This window comes from Providencia sp. JGM181, from assembly GCF_018257375.1.
Taxonomy (GTDB): Bacteria; Pseudomonadota; Gammaproteobacteria; order Enterobacterales; family Enterobacteriaceae; genus Providencia; species Providencia lanzhouensis.
Genome location: NZ_JAERJY010000002.1, coordinates 46,439 through 64,289, shown reverse-complemented (window position 1 = coordinate 64,289; position 17,851 = coordinate 46,439). Strand labels below are relative to the sequence as shown.

Below are 17,851 nucleotides of genomic sequence, written 5' to 3'. Positions count from 1 at the left end.
CCGGTTAGTTGTCTTAAACATCTAAAAATAAACAATCAAAATTATGGAATTAAATTAAACCTATGCCATTTACTCTTGGTCAACGCTGGATCAGCGACACAGAAAGCGAACTTGGGTTAGGCGCCGTCGTGGCTATTGATGCCCGTATGGTGACGTTGCTTTTTCCTGCCACTGGGGAAAACCGACTGTACTCACGTAGTGATGCCCCAATTACCCGAGTGATGTTCAACGAAGGTGATACCATCACCAGTCACGAAGGTTGGCAGCTACAAGTTGAAAGTATTCAAGAAGATAAAGGGTTATTGACCTACACAGGAACACGTTTAGACACCCAAGAAGCGGATGTCAGCCTGAGAGAAGTGTTCCTTGATAGCAAGCTAACGTTTAATAAGCCACAAGATAGACTGTTCGCCGGTCAAATCGATCGTATGGATCGTTTTGCTCTGCGTTTTCGCGCACGTAAATTTCAAAGCGAACAAGTTAAACACCAATCTACGGGCCTGCGAGGGATCCGCGCGAGTTTGATCCCGCATCAGTTGCATATTGCTAACGAAGTCGGTAAGCGCCACAATCCACGAGTTTTACTGGCGGATGAAGTGGGCTTAGGGAAAACCATCGAAGCGGGTATGATAATCCATCAACAATTGATGGCAGGTCGTGCTGAGCGAGTATTGGTCATTGTCCCAGATAGCTTACAGCATCAATGGCTGGTGGAAATGCTACGTCGTTTTAACCTGCGTTTTTCTCTGTTTGATGATAGCCGCTACAGCGAAGCCCAACACGACAGCGATAACCCATTTGAAACTGAACAATTAGTCCTGTGTTCTCTGGATTTTGTTCGTCGTAATAAACAGCGTTTTGACCAACTCGTCGAAGCGGGCTGGGATATGATGGTCGTCGATGAAGCTCACCATCTGCAATGGAGCGAAACTGCCCCAAGCCGTGAATATCAAGTGATTGAAACCTTAGCAGAGCACGTTCCTTCTGTTTTACTGCTAACGGCAACACCAGAGCAATTAGGTCAAGAGAGCCATTTTGCGCGTTTGCGCCTCCTCGACCCTAGCCGCTTCCATGACTACCAAGAATTCTTAGCTGAACAAGAAAACTATCGCCCTGTCGCTGATGCAGTTTCACTGCTTCTTTCGGGTGATAAGCTGACGAATGATCAGCAAAATCTGCTTAACGAGCTTATCAAAGAACAAGATATTGAGCCGTTATTAAAAGCTGCTAATCTTGAAGGCGATGACAGCCAAGCCGCTCGCCAAGAACTGATCCATATGCTGATGGACAGACACGGTACTAGCCGCCTGTTATTTAGAAACACCCGTAATGGTGTCAAAGGCTTCCCACGCCGTGAATTGCATTCTTTAAAAATGCCATTGCCAACTCAATACCAAACGGCAATCAAAGTCGCTGGCATTATGGGCACAAAAAAGGATGTGGAAACTCGCGCGAAAGAGATGCTGTATCCAGAACAAATCTACCAAGAATTTGAAGGCGAAAACGCTACTTGGTGGAACTTCGACCCACGTGTTGAATGGCTGATGGGCTTCTTAACCGCAAATCGCCATGAAAAAGTACTGGTTATCTGTGCCAAAGCCGCTACAGCATTACAGCTTGAGCAAGTTCTGCGTGAACGTGAAGGGATCCGCGCGGCAGTATTCCACGAAGGTTTATCCCTGCTAGAACGTGACCGCGCTGCGGCATACTTTGCTTCACAAGAAGAAGGCGCACAGGTATTGCTGTGTTCTGAAATTGGTTCAGAAGGTCGTAACTTCCAGTTTGCTAACCAATTAGTGATGTTTGACCTGCCATTCAACCCTGACTTGCTTGAGCAGCGTATTGGTCGTTTGGATCGTATTGGTCAAAGCCGCGATATCGTAATCAACGTGCCTTACTTGGAAAATACCGCACAAGCTGTGTTGATCCGTTGGTACCATGAAGGTTTAGATGCTTTCGAGCATACTTGCCCTACCGGCCGTACTATCTACGATAAATATTACCAACAACTGCTGCAATTTATGGCAGAGCCAACCATCACTGACGGGTTTGATGAATTTATTAAAACCTGCCGCGAAGAGCACGATGCACTCAAAGCGCAGTTAGAGCAAGGTCGTGACCGCTTGCTGGAAATGCACTCAAATGGTGGTGAAGCCGGTAATAAATTAGCCGAAGAGATTGGTGAAGGCGATAACGAAACTGAGCTGGTTAACTTTGCGCTGAACCTGTTTGATATCGTTGGGATCAACCAAGAAGATAAGAGCGATAACTTAATTATCCTCACGCCATCCGACCATATGTTAGTGCCTGATTTCCCAGGATTACCGCAAGATGGCTGCACTATCACCTTTGACCGTGAACAAGCGCTTTCCCGCGAAGATACGCAGTTTATTAGCTGGGAACATCCGATCATCCGCAACGGTTTGGATTTAGTGTTATCCGGCGATACGGGTAGCTGTGCAGTTTCTGTGTTGAAAAACAAAGCGTTGCCAGTAGGTACCTTGCTAACCGAACTGATTTATGTGGTAGAAGCTCAGGCTCCGAAACAGCTGCAAATCAGCCGTTTCTTACCGGCGACCCCAGTTCGCTTATTGATTGATTTAAAAGGTAATAACCTATCTTCACAAGTGGAGTTTGAGAGTTTTAACCGCCAATTAAATGCCATCAACCGTCATATGGCGAGCAAGTTAGTCAATGCGGTACAAAACGAGGTGCATTCTGTATTGCGCCTCTCTGAACCGATGGTCGAGAAAGAAGCAAAATCCATTATTGAGAATGCCAAAGAAGCCGCTGATAAAGCCTTGACTCTGGAGCTGTCTCGTTTGGAAGCGCTAAAAGCGGTTAACCCAAATATCCGTGATGAAGAACTCGATATTATCGAGGAAGAGCGTCGCCAATTGATGACCAACATCGACCAAGCTTCATGGCGCCTCGACGCTATCCGCTTAGTGGTTGTCACGCATCAGTAGAGCATGTAGCTCGGCACTAGCGGTGCTGGCTGAAAGCAGCCAACACCGCTACAGCGTGAAGAATAAAGGATAAAAAATGTTACCCTATAATCCCCCTACGGAACCATGGCTACATATACTCTACCAAGACGAGCATATTATTGTAGTCAATAAACCTAGCGGCTTGCTTTCTGTACCAGGGAAAGCCCCTGAGCACCATGACAGCATCATGAGCCGTATTCAGCGGGATTATCCTGCGGCAGAGTCCGTTCACCGTTTAGATATGGCAACCAGTGGCGTTATGGTCGTCGCTCTGCATAAAGCGGCTGAGCGTGAACTCAAGCGTCAGTTTAGGGAACGGGAGCCGAAAAAACACTATGTGGCTCGCGTGTGGGGTCATTTGGAAAAACCTGAGGGTTTGGTGGATTTACCGCTAATTTGTGACTGGCCGAATCGCCCTAAGCAGAAAGTCTGTTTTGAAACCGGAAAATCGGCTCAAACCGAATACCAAGTTTTAGAATATGAAGAGCAGGCAACGCGAGTCAAACTTTCGCCAATTACGGGACGCTCTCATCAGCTACGTGTTCATATGCTCGCGCTGGGACACCCTATTCTTGGTGACAGATTTTATGCCCATGAAGAAGCATTGGCATTGGCACCACGTTTGCAATTACATGCGCAGGAGCTGTATATCACTCACCCTGAATATGGCACACCAATGCATTTTACTTGCCCACCAGATTTCTAATCTCATTGAAGCGCTTAGGCTGGTTTAAGCGCTTTAATTATTTAAAAACTTAAGTTATTTAAAAACTGAAGTTATTTGAAACCCTTCTCTTTTTTAACAAGATCATAAGCCGCCTGAATTGACTGTGCTTTTTGCTTAGCAATTTCCATCATCTCTGGCGGTAAACCTTTAGCAACCAGCTTATCGGGATGATGCTCACTCATCAGCTTACGGTACGCTCGCTTAATTTTCGTTGGGTCATCATCGACGGAAACCCCAAGTACCTTACAGGCATCTTCCAGCGTAGGGCCATTATTTTGTTGGTAATAGCCTCCAGACTGCTGCTGAGAATAACCATGACCAAACTGGCGACCGCTTTGGATCATATCTAAGAATTGCTCAAACTGAATTTGGGAGATACCCAGCTCTTCCGCAATAATAAATAGCACTTTTCGTTCGTTAGGATGTAGGGTTCCATCCGCGAAAGCAGCTTGTAATTGAATTTCCAGAAACATCTGAACAAGGTCAAAACGACCATAGCAAGCCATACGTAATTGTTTAAGAACATCACGCAGTGGAAAGTCTGGGGATTTCCCCTCTCTAAAGGCTTGTTGAGCGGCTTTGCGAGTTTCTCCGTGCAGTTGCATTCTGTCCATCAGGTTCGATGCTAACTGGATATCAGTCTCCGTGACACGCCCTTTTGACTTGGTTAAATGCCCTAATATTTGAAAGGTACTTGCGAAGAAAATAATTTGCCTATCGCGCTTATTGAAGGCGCCAGCAAACTTACGTTGAGCCGAAGCCTTATCAAAACCGTGCCCAATCAGTAAGCCGGCTAATGCTCCCCAAAACCCTAAACCGGAGACAATAGCGAGTATCACCCCAATAATTTTACCCCAATAGTGCATATATCCCTCAATTCTTCAATGCTCAGAATGCAATTTTGCATTATCATACTATCCATTCTGCTTTTGTGCATAACGATAAAGAGCCTAACAAGTTGCTAACTACGTTTATTCCAGTTTTGATATTATACTGGCGAAAACGGGTTGGCTAAGATAGTCTTTGAGCGTTTGCCGACTGTGCCCATTTGACGGACTCCCTATTTAATGATGAAGAAAAGTTATCCCACAATAATCGCCACCATGGTATGGGCGGCTATTTATAGCCAGCAAGCACATGCTGATCTTGCAGCACAATGTATGCTTGGGGTGCCTGTTTATGACAAACCTATTATCTCTGGTGATCAAAATAGCTTACCGATTGAGATTCAAGCTGACGACGTCACAGGGGAATACCCTAATTTTGTCGAATATACTGGTAACGTTGATATTCAGCAGGGCAACCAGACTCTCACAGCAGATAACGTTAAACTGACACAAACCCAAAAAGAGGGTGAAGAACCGGTTCGTGAAGTGACGGCGACGGGGAATGTCCATTACGATGACCCTCAAATTATCCTGAAAGGCCCTTCAGCGTGGTCAAACTTAGATAATAAAAACACTGACGTTGATGACGGTAACTACATGATGGTAGGTCGTCAAGGTCGCGGTGACGCGAAAAAAATGAAAATGCGAGGTGAAAACCGCTATTCCATTATGGAAAACGGGACTTTCACCAGCTGCTTACCGGGCAGTAATACATGGAGCGTTGCTGGCTCTGAAGTGATTATTGACCGTGAAGAAGAGGTCGCAGAAATTTGGCATGCTCGTTTCCGTATTGCCGATGTGCCGGTGTTCTATAGCCCATATATGCAGTTGCCGATTGGTAGCAAGCGTCGTTCCGGTTTCTTAATTCCAATGGGAAGCTATTCCAACAATGACGGGTTAGAGTTCACACTGCCGTATTATTGGAACATCGCGCCAAATTACGATGCGACGATTACGCCACAATTTATGACCCACCGTGGCGTTAAATTAAATAACGAATTCCGTTATTTAATCACACCAGGTACGGGCACCATGGCATTTGACTTTATTAATCACGATCGTGCTTATATTAAAGATAAAGAAAATGGTAAGCGTGATGCCCGTGACAGTGATGACCGCTGGTTATTCTACTGGCGCCACTCAGGGACCTTTGCTCAGCACTGGAACTTTGGTGCCGACTACACCAAAGTAAGTGACCGTCAATACTTTACTGACTTTAGCTCTCAGTACGGTAGTACCACTGATGGTTATGCCACGCAGAAATTTAACGTCGGCTATTCTGATACCAATTGGAACATGAAAGTGTCTCACAAACAGTTCCAAGTCTTTGTTGATGACCCGAATCGTCGTGCTTATAAAGCTGAACCGCAAATCGATTTTAACTATTACCAAAATAACGTCGGTATGTTGGATTTCCATACCTACGCACAAGCCGCTCGTTTTACCAGCGTAGGTGAAAATAACCCAGACGCGACCCGTTTGCATATCGAGCCAGAAGTCAGCATGCCGCTGTCTAACGGTTGGGCGCAAATGAACAACAGCATCAAGCTGATGGCAACGCATTACGACCAAGATATTCCTGATGTCAAAAAGAATAGTAGCTTAGATAAAAATGTCACCCGCGTGCTGCCAATGTTTAAGAGTGATGCAAAGGTGGTATTTGAGCGCGACTTATTCCAAGGCAGTGATTTTGTTCAAACTTTAGAGCCACGAGTTCAATATTTATATATTCCGTATAAAGATCAGGACAATATCAATAACTACGACTCCGCACTATTACAGTCTGACTATACAGGTCTGTTCCGCGATCGTATTTACAGTGGTTTAGATCGTATCGCTTCGGCTAACCAGTTCACAACCGGTTTAACCACCCGTATTTATGATGAAAATTTAGCTGAACGCTTCAATTTCTCCGTCGGGCAAATTTACTATTTAGAGCGCCCACGTGCGGGTAATTCAAACCTGAAAATCGATGATAAGAGTGATACAGGTTCATTAATGTGGGCAACCGATGCCATGTGGCACATTGATGAAAACTGGGGGATTCGTGGCGGATTACAATATGACCGCCGCCTTGGTAGCGTCACCATGGGGAACGCAGTTACTGAATATCGCTTTGATGCCGATAGACTGATTCAACTGAATTACCGTTTTGTTGACCGTGACTATATTCAAGCAACGTTCCGCCGTGAAGATACTGCGGGTGGTTATACCTACACATTACCAGAATACCAACAAGGTATTTCACAAGTAGGCACCGTGGTAAGTTGGCCATTAAGTGATAACTGGGGCTTTGTTGGCTCTTATTATTACGATACTAAGCAGCAACAATCGGCGAGCCAGCTAGTCGGATTACAGTACAATGCCTGCTGTTGGGCGGTGAATTTAGGGTATGAACGTAAGATTGTAGGTTGGCAAAAAGAGAAGTTCAACAGCGAATATGACAATAAATGGTCTATCAACGTGGAACTTAGAGGCCTAAATAACAATCATAGTTTAGGTAGTCAGGAGATGTTGAAACAAGGTATTATTCCTTATCAACGTGCTTTCTGATAACAAACAACATAACGATCACGATTAGCCCGCATATGCGGAATAAAAGTCAATTTTATAGGACCATTATGAAGAATTGGAGAACGCTTATTCTGGGACTGATGTTCGCAAGCTCTGCAAGTTTAGCTGCGCCACAGCAAATGGATAAAGTGGCTGCGGTTGTCAACAACGGAGTTGTACTTGAAAGCGACGTCCAGAATATGATCAATACAGTGAAGTTGAATGCACGTAATGCAAATCAACAAGTTCCTGATGATCAAACCCTGCGCCAGCAAATCATCGACCGTTTGGTTATGGATAACATCATGTTGCAGATGGCTAACCAAATGCAGATTAATATCCCTGAAGAAGCTGTGAATGCGACTATCGCGGATATTGCTCGCCAAAATAATTTAACCTTACCGCAGATGGAAAAACGCCTGACTGCGGATGGTATCAATATGGGCAAATACCGCAGCGAAATCCGTAAGGAAATGCTGTTAGCGGAAGTGCGTAACAACGAAGTTCGCCGCCGTATCACCATTTTGCCTCAGGAAGTTGATGCATTAGCTGAGCAAATGGATTCTCAAATGAATGCTCAGAAAGGTGTGAATTTAAGCCACATTCTGATCCCACTGCCAGAGAACCCAACGCCAGAACAGTTATCAAAAGCAGAATCGTTAGTTGATAAAATCTTAACTGACCTGAAAAAAGGCTCAGATTTCGGTAAATTAGCAATTGCTTACTCTGCTGACCCTCAAGCACTGAAAGGTGGAAACATGGGTTGGTCACGTCTGCAAGAGCTGCCAGTGGTCTTTTCTGACCAACTGAAAAACTCGAAGAAAGGCGATATCGTTGGTCCAATTCGTTCTGGTGTAGGCTTCCATATTTTACGTGTGAATGACGTCACTGGTGATACTCACCAGCCAATCTCCGTCACCGAAGTGAAAGCGCGTCATATCTTACTAAAATCATCACCAATTATGGATGATGCAACAGCAAGACAAAAACTGACTCAACTGGCTCAAGAGATCCGTAACGGCAGAATTTCATTTGAAGAAGCGGCTAAAGAGAACTCCGAAGACCCAGGTAGTGCATTAAAAGGTGGGGAATTAGGTTGGAATATGCCTGATGTTTACGACCCTGCATTCCGTGATGCACTGATGAAACTGAAAAAAGGTGAAATCAGCCAACCTGTACCTTCAAGTTTCGGCTGGCACTTAATTCAGTTAGAAGATACTCGCAGTGTCGATAAAACTGATGCCGCGAAGAAAGATCAAGCGTACCGTTTACTGTTCAATCGTAAGTTTAACGAAGAAGCGCAGACTTGGATGCAAGAACAACGTGCTGCGGCTTATGTGAATATCGTTGATGGTCGCCAAAGCCAATCTAATGATGAACAAGCAAAATAAGCCAATCGTCATCACCCCCGGTGAACCTGCCGGGGTAGGCCCAGATCTTCTGATCCAACTTGCTCAGCAGGCATGGCCTGTCGAGCTTGTGGCTTGCGCAGACCCAGACCTGCTTCTTCAACGCGCTAAAACTCTCAATTTACCACTAACATTACGCGAATATGATGCAAAACAGCCACAAACTTCTGTTGCTGGACAATTGTCGATTGTTCCCGTTTCACTGAATGCACCGGCAGAAGCTGGAAAACTCGATGTGCGTAATGGTGAATATGTTACTGAAACTTTAGCCCGCGCTTGTGATGGCTGTTTGAATGGTGAATTTTCTGCCGTTGTAACGGGGCCTGTTCACAAAGGCATTATTAATGACGCTGGTATTCCATTTAGTGGACATACCGAATTTTTCGCAGATAGAAGCCACTGCGACCGCGTTGTGATGATGCTCGCAACACAAGAATTACGTGTCGCTTTAGCGACCACGCACCTGCCGCTAAAAGATGTCTCCGAGGCAATTACCCAACAAAGCTTGCATGAAGTGATCACCATTTTGCATCATGACCTGCAAACCAAGTTTGGCATTGAAAACCCGCACATTTATGTTTGTGGGCTTAACCCTCATGCCGGAGAAGGCGGACATATGGGAATGGAAGAGATTGAAACCATCATTCCAGCTCTAGAAACCTTGCGTAAGCAAGGCATTACCTTAATCGGTCCTTTACCCGCAGACACGCTTTTCCAACCGAAGTATTTAACCGATGCAGACGCAGTATTAGCGATGTATCACGATCAGGGACTACCTGTGTTAAAATACCAAGGTTTCGGCAGAGCGGTAAATATTACCCTTGGTCTGCCATTTATCCGTACTTCAGTCGATCACGGCACAGCGCTTGAATTAGCAGGTACGGGTCAAGCCGATGCGGGCAGTTTTATCACCGCATTGAAATTAGCTATCCAAATGACACAAAAGAATTCATGAATAATCGAGTCCATCAGGGGCACCTTGCCCGCAAACGTTTCGGGCAGAACTTTTTAACTGACCAATTTATTATCGACAGTATTGTAGATGCAATGCACCCACAACCAGGACAGGCCATTGTAGAAATTGGTCCGGGTCTTGGTGCATTAACTGAACCTGTTGGTAGCCGCATGGATAAAATGACGGTTGTCGAACTTGACCGCGACCTTGCTGCTCGTCTGCATGTCCATCCACAGCTGAAAGATAAGCTAACCATCATCCAGCAAGATGCGATGACTGTCGATTTTGGTGAACTGGCGAAACAAGCTGGACAGCCAATACGCGTATTTGGTAATTTGCCTTATAACATCTCAACACCGTTGATGTTCCACCTGTTTACATTCACCAACCAAATTTCCGACATGAATTTCATGTTGCAAAAAGAAGTGGTTAATCGATTAGTAGCAGGTCCAGGAAGTAAAGCTTTCGGTCGTTTAAGCGTTATGGCGCAATATTACTGCAATGTTGTTCCTGTGCTTGAAGTTCCGCCTACTGCCTTTGCGCCACCACCAAAAGTGGACTCTGCGGTAGTAAGATTGATCCCTCACAAGGAAAACCCATACCCAGTGAAGGATATTAAAGTATTGAGCCGTATTACAACTCAAGCATTTAACCAACGTCGTAAAACTATCCGCAATAGTCTTGGGGATTTATTCAGCGTTGAGCAGTTAACCGAGCTGGGTATCGACCCGGGAACGCGCGCTGAGAATATCTCCGTTGAGCACTATTGTAAGATGGCAAACTATCTGTGTAATTTATCGGAATAGAGAATCTGAGGAGGCACTATGCTGAATGATCCCAATGTGAGCATCCAAGTTCAAAGTGTCTACATAGAAAGCCAATCCCAGCCTGACATTGCCCGTTTTGTCTTTGCGTATACTATTTGTATCCGCAATTTAGGGCGAATTCCTATACAGCTAATGAGCCGTTACTGGCTCATTACCAATAGTGATGGCCGTAAAACTGAAGTGCAAGGTGAAGGCGTGGTGGGAGAACAACCCGTTATCCTACCGGGCAAAGAATATCGCTATACCAGCGGTGCTATCTTAGAAACACCAATGGGTACGATGGAAGGCTATTACGTTATGCTGAGCGAGCAAGGAAATCACTTTCATGTTGATATTCCTGCATTTCGTCTCGCTATCCCAACACTGATTAATTAATTATGTCCACATATATTGTAGGTGATATACACGGTTGTTATCGTGAGCTGCGGGAACTTCTCGATAGCGTGAATTTCGATCCACAGCAAGATACATTATGGCTAACGGGTGACCTTGTTGCTCGTGGACCCGAGTCATTGCAAGTCTTACGCTATGTGAAAAGTTTAGGCTCATCAGCACGCTTAGTGTTAGGCAACCATGACCTACATTTGATTGGCATCTACTGCAAAATCAGTCGCAATAAGCCTAAAGACCATCTTGATGAGCTACTCAATGCGCCCGATATCGATGAGCTAATCAATTGGTTACGCCGTCAGCCACTTTTACAAGTCGATGAAGAGCAAAAAATGGTCATGACCCACGCTGGTATTACGCCACAGTGGGATCTCGAAACCGCAAAAATGTGCGCCCGCGAAGTGGAAGCCGTGCTTTCTAGCGATGCATATCCGCTGTTTATCGACTCTATGTATGGCGACATGCCAAACAATTGGTCTGAAAGTTTGATGGGGCTAGCGCGTTTACGCTACAGCACCAATGCCCTCACCCGCCTGCGTTATTGTTTTCCAAATGGGCAACTGGATATGATCTGCAAAGAGAGTCCAGCTAAAGCCCCTGCACCACTGAAGCCGTGGTTTTCTCTACCAAGTCAATTCCCTGAAGATTACGCCATTTTCTTTGGTCACTGGGCATCATTGGAAGGTAAGTTTACACCAGAACATGTGTATGCGATGGATACGGGCTGTTGCTGGGGAGGGGATTTAACGCTGCTGCACTGGGAAACTAAAACATTCCATAGACAGAAATCTCACCAGAAACGTCGCAAAGAGTGAATGTTTACTCTAGATACCAAATGATAGATAGCAAAATGGCACCTAACAGTGCCATTTTTGTTGACTAGAGTAGCGACGGTTAAACGCGACGAGTCAGAACTTCAATGCAGAAACCGTGGCTATTCGCTTCGTCTGCCTCATGATATTCAGTGAAAATAGAGTCCCATTCATCAGGCTCGTAAGCAGGGAAATGTGTATCCCCAATCACTTCAGCATCCACGTGAGTCAAATAGAGTTTATTCGCCATTGGAAGGAATTGTTGATAAACCTTACCACCACCAATCACCATAATCTCATCAGCACCTTCAACTGCCTTCGCGGCTTCTAATGCTTCTTCAACTGATTTAACCCAGATAACGCCAGTTTCTGTGCCTGCTTGACTGCTCAAAACAATGTTGACACGCTGCGGTAAAGGACGACCTAACGCTTCATAAGTCACGCGTCCCATAATCACAGGTTTATTCAATGTTTGACGCTTAAACCACGCCAAATCACCTGGTAAATTCCAAGGCATCGCATTTTCCATGCCGATAACCTGATCGAACGCCATTGCTGCGATTAAGCTAATATTCATCTAACCACCTTAGAAACGAAATATAAAAATTGTGCACACTATACGGAAACAGACATACTTCGTCGACTAAATTTAATCTTCCTTAAATACCACTCAATCCCTTATACTCGAACGACTCAAGTCAATGCACTAAACGATGTTTACAACGCTTTTAGTCCCTTATTACTCAGTTTAGTTCAACCTAAAATAAAGAGATTACATTATGTATCAGACCAGTATCATGGTCGCGACGATTGCCGCTCTTGGCATGATCTCACCAGGTCCAGATTTCTTTTTAATTATCAAGAATGCAGCGCGTTACCAACGTTCCGCAGCCATGATGACCGCCCTTGGTATTATCGTTGCTATTGCACTTCATATGTCTTATTGCGTGGCTGGGCTTGCTGTGTTGATCACCACAACACCATGGTTATTTAACATTCTTAAATATGCTGGTGCGGCGTATTTAATCTGGATTGGGATTAAAAGCCTGATGCCGCAAAAGGCTCAGAGTGTTGATTTAATGAGCAATCAACATGAGCATGTCACATTCAAAAAAGCGTTCATGCAAGGTTTCTTGTGTAATGTCTTAAATCCTAAGGCAACGTTATTCTTCTTAGCGATTTTTACTCAAGTGCTTAGTGTGGATTCGACATTCTCAGAAAAGCTCTGGTTCGCCTTTATTATTTGGGGTCTAGCCGTGATTTACTGGCCAATTTTGGTGTGCTTAATTCAAAGTGCCCCCGTTAGAAAAGGGCTAGCAAAAGTACAAAAATATGTGGATAAAGTCCTTGGCGTGGTGCTAGTCGCATTCGGCATACGCGTAGCATTAAGCTAATTTTTAACGTAAAAAAGCCCGCTAATTGCGGGCTTTTACTGGTATTTCAATTAGTTACTACCATCTTCAGGTGTAATAACCAGTTGTCCCACTGAGCCTAAATCTGCTTTTTCAAGGTTTTGGCTATAAAACAGGAATGGGAAATGGTTGTAAGACGGCTGCAGCATCTGCACAAGTAGTTCACAGCGCCCATCAATCCAAACCGTATCTTTCCATCCAAAGTTATCTGGCTGAGCTGGCTGCCCATTACAGTTGATCACTTTAAAGCGAACACCTTCAATGTGGAAAGATTGAGGCTGTTGACTGCTGACATTCCAACGCTCCCAACTGCCTTGGCGAGAAGTAATATCCACACGCCCCGTGTCCAATTTCACGCCATTGATGCCTACAGGATCATTTAGCTGGATATCGCGGTTAGTAATCGAGGAGGTAATTTGTGTGGTATCCAAGACTAATTGTTTTGGAACATCATCCGTCACCAATGACATTAATCCCGTCGCTTTGATGGTTAGCACATTAGTGGAAATTAAATTATTCGACGGTTCAAATAGCCCTTTTACGCGATCCATCAACGAGGCAGATTCCCCTGCTGTAATCGTCAGTTCAGCCGTTTTCGCCATATCAATCAGCACTTCACGACGTTCTCCCGGTGCAAGTGAAAGTTCTTGTACGCTGGCAGGCACCGTGAGCAATCCTTGGTCTGACGCTATCATCACGAAAGGACGGCCATCGCTGATTTTCATCACATAGCGTCTGGAATTAGACGCGTTTAATAATCTTAAACGTACCCAACCACGAGAAACTTCAATGTAGGGATCTTGCACACCGTTAACCACTAATGTATCCCCGAGGAATCCATTCTCATCAGTGTGATATTCAGGAACGCCAAAGTTATCCAAACGTTTGTCTTGAATAATAATCGGGAAATCATCTACGCCGTAATGTTTTGGTAAACGTAACTCTTTTGTGGAATCATCATCAATAATCCACATTCCCAGTAAACCATTGTAGATTTGCTGTCCCATTTTACCTTGAGTATTCGCGTGATACCAAAGCGTTGCCGCATTTTGGCGAATAGGGATCACCGGTGACCAATCTGCATTTGGCGAAATTTGTCTCGCTGCACCGCCAATTTGTGTGCCTGGGATCTGTAGCCCGCTAATGGTCATTGAAACGGCATCAGGTAACCTATTGCTATAGATAAGTTTGAGATCATCGCCATTTTTTACGCGAATAGTGGGGCCTGGATAAGAACCATTAATCCCTAAAACTTCCGCAGAATATTTACCATCGAAAGACCAATGGATTTTTTGTAATGTTAAAAAGAGTGGCTGTCCCGAACGGGATTCTAGCAAGGGTGGAACAGGGAGTGCGGTCGTTCCTTCTGCACTCGCATAAGTTGATACCTGCAATAAGCACACAGCCAACCCGCTAATCAGCAATGATCGGCAACGACTGAATAACATAGATTCTCCGCTAAATAAAAAACCAGCAAGTTATTTTAATAAATCATTATAAATTAGTGATTTATACGAGTATTTTTAGGTATATGCTGGTGATACCACTATTTGGAATTCAATAATTTATCTTGCGACAAATTTGCGAGTCATCATATCGCGAAAGGGCATAGAATTCTAAAAATATATGTATCAATAATTAAAATATAATAAATTTGAATGGTAATAATTACAGATGGGATTAAATAACGGCAGAAATAGTGTAGTAAAAGTCTCGCAGTGAAAATAACATCGCCAGAATAACATAGTGGGAAGTTCTGAATAAACTTCCCACTATCGATACCAATTAACTTAGTAAAATCATAGAACTTAATAAAAGTATTGAGATTAGCGTTTGTTCAGCTCTTCAACTTCTTTATCTAACTCTTTAATTTTAGCTTCCATCAAGTCATGACAATATTCCGACAGCTCACGAACCTGATCTTTAGAGTATTTCGAGGTATCTATCGGATCCAACATTTCAATAATCACATGACCATTATTCCAACGGTTCAAGCTAATTTTGTTTTGTGTAGTAGACACACAAACAGGCACAATTGGCACACCAGCAGCAATCGCAGCATGGAATGCGCCCGTTTTAAATGGCAGTAAACCACGACCACGGCTACGAGTTCCTTCAGGGAACATCCAGACTGAAATCTTACGAGATTTAATCTGCTCGGCAACTTGGGAAATAGTGTTATGGGCTTTCGAACGGTTACCACGGTCAATCAAAATATTTCCCGTGATCCAATACAAGAAGCCAAAGAATGGGATCAAAACAAGGCTTTTTTTACCCACAGTAACGGTTCTTGGTTGAACACCATTCGACATAGTGACCATGTCATAGTTATTTTGATGGTTACCGATATAAATACTTGGACCGTAATCCTTTGCCTTAGCCGGAACACGGTCAATCATTTTAATACCGAACACATGGGACAAACGCCCAAACATACGACCAAACGTCATCACATGTCTTGGATTTCGTGGGCTAAATAGGCAGTAGATACTGCCACCTACACACACACAAATCGTAAATATGATCACAATGATAGCTCTAATTAGCGCTAGCATAATATTCCTTAACTTATGAAAAGGGCTTTAACCAAGCCCTTGAATTATTGTTATTTTTACTCTGTATCCACAGAATCAACATCAATACGTTCAATGTTATGTAAACCACGCGGTAACGATGTTCCTTTACGTCCACGCTCCGCACGGTATTTCTGTAAGTCTTCTGATTTAAATTTCAGTTTACGCTTACCAAAATAGAGTGTGATCGAGGCTCGAGGTGGGATCACCATTAACCAAACCAGTAAGTCTTCACCACTTGCGGCTTGCGCCCCTGTGATGTTAATGATTTTATTCCCCTTCCCTTTGGATAATTGCGGGAGGTCAGACACAGGGAATAATAACATGCGACCGGCTTTCGTGATGGCTAATAACAAATCTTCTTTTTCGTTATTTAGCTCAATCGGCGCCATTACTTTTGCATTTTCAGGCAACGACATCAACGCCTTACCGGTTTTATTCTTCGTCACCAAATCATTAAAGGTGCAAATAAAACCATAACCCGCATCAGACGCCATTAAGTATTTCTGCTCTTCCGGCGCCATCAGCACATGCTCAATCGTCGCGCCCGGTGGAAGTGTTAACTTCCCTGTTAACGGCTCACCTTGGCTACGTGCAGAAGGTAATTCCAGCGGATCGACAGAATAGCTACGTCCAGTGGTATCAAGGAATACCGCCGCTTGATTAGACTTACCACGGGCGGCGCCTTTAAAGCTATCCCCCGCTTTGTAGCTCAGATTACTTGGCTCGATATCATGCCCTTTCGCACTACGCACCCAGCCCATGTCAGACAAGACGACAGTAATCGGCTCCGAAGGCAGAATTTCATGCTCGCTAAGTGCTTTGGCTTCTTCGCGCTCTTGCAGCGGCGAACGACGATCATCACCATAGGCTTTAGCATCTGCCTGAATCTCTTTCTTAATCAAAGTATTCAAACGAGCTTCTGAGCCTAAAATAGCCTGTAACTCATCGCGCTCTTTGGCTAATTCATCCTGTTCACCGCGAATTTTCATCTCTTCGAGTTTCGCTAAGTGACGCAGTTTTAATTCTAAAATCGCTTCGGCTTGGGTATCGCTAATATTAAAGCGCGACATTAAGACGGCTTTTGGCTCATCTTCATTACGAATGATTTCAATGACTTCATCGATATTCAAATAAGCGATGAGTAAACCATCCAAAATATGCAGGCGTCTTAATACTTTTTCTAAACGGTGGTTTAAGCGATTACGTACTGTTTGACGACGATACGTGATCCACTCAGTGAGGATCTCAACCAATCCTTTCACTGCCGGACGGTTATCTAAGCCAATCATGTTTAAGTTAACACGGTAGCTTCTTTCAAGATCTGTCGTTGCAAACAAGTGGGTCATCACTTGATCAAGATCCACGCGGTTGCTGCGCGGAACGATCACTAAACGCGTTGGGTTTTCATGATCTGATTCATCACGTAGATCTTCGACCATTGGCAGCTTTTTCGCGCGCATCTGGTTTGCAATCTGCTCAAGGATTTTAGCGCCGGAAACTTGATGAGGCAGCGCTGTAATTACCGCATTACCATCTTCTTTCTCCCATACCGCACGCATACGCACTGAGCCACGACCGTTTTGGTAAACTTTACGGATATCTTCCGGTGAAGAGATAATTTCAGCTTCCGTTGGGTAATCAGGACCCGGAATAAACTGCATAATCTCATCAAGATTTAACTTTGGTTTTTCCAGTAGTGCCACCAGCGCACTTGCCACTTCGCGCGCATTGTGTGGTGGAATATCGGTCGCCATACCCACGGCAATCCCCGTGGTACCATTTAATAAAATATTTGGCAGACGGGCAGGCAACATTTTCGGCTCATTTAATGTACCGTCAAAGTTAGGTACCCAATCAACGGTACCGTGACCTAATTCGCTGAGCAGAACTTCTGCATATTTTGATAAGCGAGACTCGGTATAACGCATCGCAGCGAAGGATTTCGGATCATCTGGAGCCCCCCAGTTTCCTTGACCGTCAACCAAAGGATAACGGTAGGAGAATGGCTGCGCCATCAACACCATCGCTTCATAACAGGCGCTATCACCGTGCGGATGATATTTACCTAATACGTCACCGACGGTTCTGGCTGATTTCTTATATTTTGCCGTGTTGCTCAGCCCCAATTCGGACATGGCATACACAATTCGGCGCTGAACAGGTTTAAGTCCATCGCCGATAAATGGCAACGCTCTATCCATGATGACGTACATCGAGTAGTTCAGATAGGCGTTTTCAGTAAAGGCATGAAGCGGTAAACGCTCCACACCGTCATGAGTAATTTCACTCATTCAATACGTTCCTTACTCTTAT

Annotated in this window: 14 protein-coding genes; 9 read left to right on the top strand and 5 right to left on the bottom strand. The window is 44.5% G+C overall.

Features of this window, described 5'->3' with window-relative positions:
• Positions 1 to 62 precede the first annotated feature (62 nt).
• Complete coding sequence (gene rapA / locus JK188_RS00770) at positions 63 to 2,969, top strand: RNA polymerase-associated protein RapA (protein ID WP_211887451.1); 2,907 nt, start codon at positions 63 to 65, stop codon at positions 2,967 to 2,969.
• Between the two features lie 76 nt (positions 2,970 to 3,045).
• Positions 3,046 to 3,696 carry a bifunctional tRNA pseudouridine(32) synthase/23S rRNA pseudouridine(746) synthase RluA gene (gene rluA, locus JK188_RS00765; protein ID WP_132496533.1) on the top strand — a complete coding sequence of 217 codons (651 nt, stop codon included), beginning with the start codon at positions 3,046 to 3,048 and terminating at the stop codon, positions 3,694 to 3,696.
• Positions 3,697 to 3,767: 71 nt separating this feature from the next.
• On the opposite strand, the gene djlA is transcribed toward rluA, so the two are convergent.
• Complete coding sequence (gene djlA, locus JK188_RS00760) at positions 3,768 to 4,583, bottom strand: co-chaperone DjlA (RefSeq protein WP_036956297.1); 816 nt, start codon at positions 4,581 to 4,583, stop codon at positions 3,768 to 3,770.
• A 204-nt stretch (positions 4,584 to 4,787) separates the two neighbouring features.
• On the opposite strand from djlA, the gene lptD reads away from it, so the two are divergent.
• The 6 genes from lptD to apaH all read left to right on the top strand — a co-directional run bounded on the left by lptD (position 4,788) and on the right by apaH (position 11,553).
• Positions 4,788 to 7,157: an LPS assembly protein LptD gene (gene lptD / locus JK188_RS00755; protein ID WP_211887544.1), complete on the top strand. Its 2,370-nt coding sequence runs from the start codon at positions 4,788 to 4,790 to the stop codon at positions 7,155 to 7,157.
• Positions 7,158 to 7,225: 68 nt separating this feature from the next.
• On the top strand, positions 7,226 to 8,548 hold the full coding sequence (surA, locus tag JK188_RS00750; RefSeq protein WP_036956295.1) for a peptidylprolyl isomerase SurA: 1,323 nt from the start codon (positions 7,226 to 7,228) through the stop codon (positions 8,546 to 8,548).
• Positions 8,529 to 9,521, top strand: a complete 993-nt coding sequence (gene pdxA / locus JK188_RS00745; protein WP_211887449.1) for a 4-hydroxythreonine-4-phosphate dehydrogenase PdxA — start codon at positions 8,529 to 8,531, stop codon at positions 9,519 to 9,521. Before surA ends, pdxA begins: the two co-directional genes overlap by 20 nt.
• Positions 9,518 to 10,327 carry a 16S rRNA (adenine(1518)-N(6)/adenine(1519)-N(6))-dimethyltransferase RsmA gene (gene rsmA, locus JK188_RS00740; RefSeq protein WP_036956293.1) on the top strand — a complete coding sequence of 270 codons (810 nt, stop codon included), beginning with the start codon at positions 9,518 to 9,520 and terminating at the stop codon, positions 10,325 to 10,327. The genes pdxA and rsmA overlap by 4 nt, the downstream gene beginning before the upstream one ends.
• An 18-nt stretch (positions 10,328 to 10,345) precedes the next feature.
• Positions 10,346 to 10,723, top strand: a complete 378-nt coding sequence (gene apaG, locus JK188_RS00735; RefSeq protein WP_211887447.1) for a Co2+/Mg2+ efflux protein ApaG — start codon at positions 10,346 to 10,348, stop codon at positions 10,721 to 10,723.
• 2 nt (positions 10,724 to 10,725) lie between these two features.
• Positions 10,726 to 11,553 (top strand): bis(5'-nucleosyl)-tetraphosphatase (symmetrical) ApaH, encoded by an 828-nt coding sequence (gene apaH, locus JK188_RS00730; protein WP_036956289.1) that lies wholly within the window; start codon positions 10,726 to 10,728, stop codon positions 11,551 to 11,553.
• A gap of 79 nt (positions 11,554 to 11,632) precedes the next feature.
• Here the strand turns inward: apaH and folA are convergent, their stop codons facing one another.
• The gene (gene folA / locus JK188_RS00725; RefSeq protein WP_036956287.1) at positions 11,633 to 12,127 is read right to left on the bottom strand and encodes a type 3 dihydrofolate reductase; all 495 of its coding nucleotides are present in this window, start codon (positions 12,125 to 12,127) and stop codon (positions 11,633 to 11,635) included.
• 202 nt (positions 12,128 to 12,329) lie between these two features.
• On the opposite strand from folA, the gene JK188_RS00720 reads away from it, so the two are divergent.
• Positions 12,330 to 12,944 carry a LysE family translocator gene (locus tag JK188_RS00720; RefSeq protein WP_187129638.1) on the top strand — a complete coding sequence of 205 codons (615 nt, stop codon included), beginning with the start codon at positions 12,330 to 12,332 and terminating at the stop codon, positions 12,942 to 12,944.
• Between the two features lie 50 nt (positions 12,945 to 12,994).
• Here JK188_RS00720 and ftsP read toward each other — a convergent pair whose 3' ends face one another.
• The 3 genes from ftsP to parC form a co-directional block, all read right to left on the bottom strand.
• Positions 12,995 to 14,410 carry a cell division protein FtsP gene (ftsP, locus tag JK188_RS00715; protein ID WP_036956282.1) on the bottom strand — a complete coding sequence of 472 codons (1,416 nt, stop codon included), beginning with the start codon at positions 14,408 to 14,410 and terminating at the stop codon, positions 12,995 to 12,997.
• Positions 14,411 to 14,788: 378 nt separating this feature from the next.
• A complete protein-coding gene (locus JK188_RS00710; RefSeq protein ID WP_036956280.1) occupies positions 14,789 to 15,517 on the bottom strand; it encodes a 1-acylglycerol-3-phosphate O-acyltransferase in 729 nt (242 codons plus the stop codon).
• 56 nt (positions 15,518 to 15,573) lie between these two features.
• Complete coding sequence (gene parC, locus JK188_RS00705; RefSeq protein ID WP_036956278.1) at positions 15,574 to 17,829, bottom strand: DNA topoisomerase IV subunit A; 2,256 nt, start codon at positions 17,827 to 17,829, stop codon at positions 15,574 to 15,576.
• Positions 17,830 to 17,851 lie beyond the last annotated feature (22 nt).

Excerpts from the sequence above, each read along its gene's own strand:
- rapA (WP_211887451.1), top strand. The coding sequence starts at position 63 with ATGCCATTTACTCTTGGTCAACGCTGGATCAGCGACACAGAAAGCGAA.
- rluA (WP_132496533.1), top strand. The coding sequence starts at position 3,046 with ATGTTACCCTATAATCCCCCTACGGAACCATGGCTACATATACTCTAC.
- djlA (WP_036956297.1), bottom strand. The coding sequence starts at position 4,583 with ATGCACTATTGGGGTAAAATTATTGGGGTGATACTCGCTATTGTCTCC.
- lptD (WP_211887544.1), top strand. The coding sequence starts at position 4,788 with ATGAAGAAAAGTTATCCCACAATAATCGCCACCATGGTATGGGCGGCT.
- surA (WP_036956295.1), top strand. The coding sequence starts at position 7,226 with ATGAAGAATTGGAGAACGCTTATTCTGGGACTGATGTTCGCAAGCTCT.
- pdxA (WP_211887449.1), top strand. The coding sequence starts at position 8,529 with ATGATGAACAAGCAAAATAAGCCAATCGTCATCACCCCCGGTGAACCT.
- rsmA (WP_036956293.1), top strand. The coding sequence starts at position 9,518 with ATGAATAATCGAGTCCATCAGGGGCACCTTGCCCGCAAACGTTTCGGG.
- apaG (WP_211887447.1), top strand. The coding sequence starts at position 10,346 with ATGCTGAATGATCCCAATGTGAGCATCCAAGTTCAAAGTGTCTACATA.
- apaH (WP_036956289.1), top strand. The coding sequence starts at position 10,726 with ATGTCCACATATATTGTAGGTGATATACACGGTTGTTATCGTGAGCTG.
- folA (WP_036956287.1), bottom strand. The coding sequence starts at position 12,127 with ATGAATATTAGCTTAATCGCAGCAATGGCGTTCGATCAGGTTATCGGC.
- JK188_RS00720 (WP_187129638.1), top strand. The coding sequence starts at position 12,330 with ATGTATCAGACCAGTATCATGGTCGCGACGATTGCCGCTCTTGGCATG.
- ftsP (WP_036956282.1), bottom strand. The coding sequence starts at position 14,410 with ATGTTATTCAGTCGTTGCCGATCATTGCTGATTAGCGGGTTGGCTGTG.
- JK188_RS00710 (WP_036956280.1), bottom strand. The coding sequence starts at position 15,517 with ATGCTAGCGCTAATTAGAGCTATCATTGTGATCATATTTACGATTTGT.
- parC (WP_036956278.1), bottom strand. The coding sequence starts at position 17,829 with ATGAGTGAAATTACTCATGACGGTGTGGAGCGTTTACCGCTTCATGCC.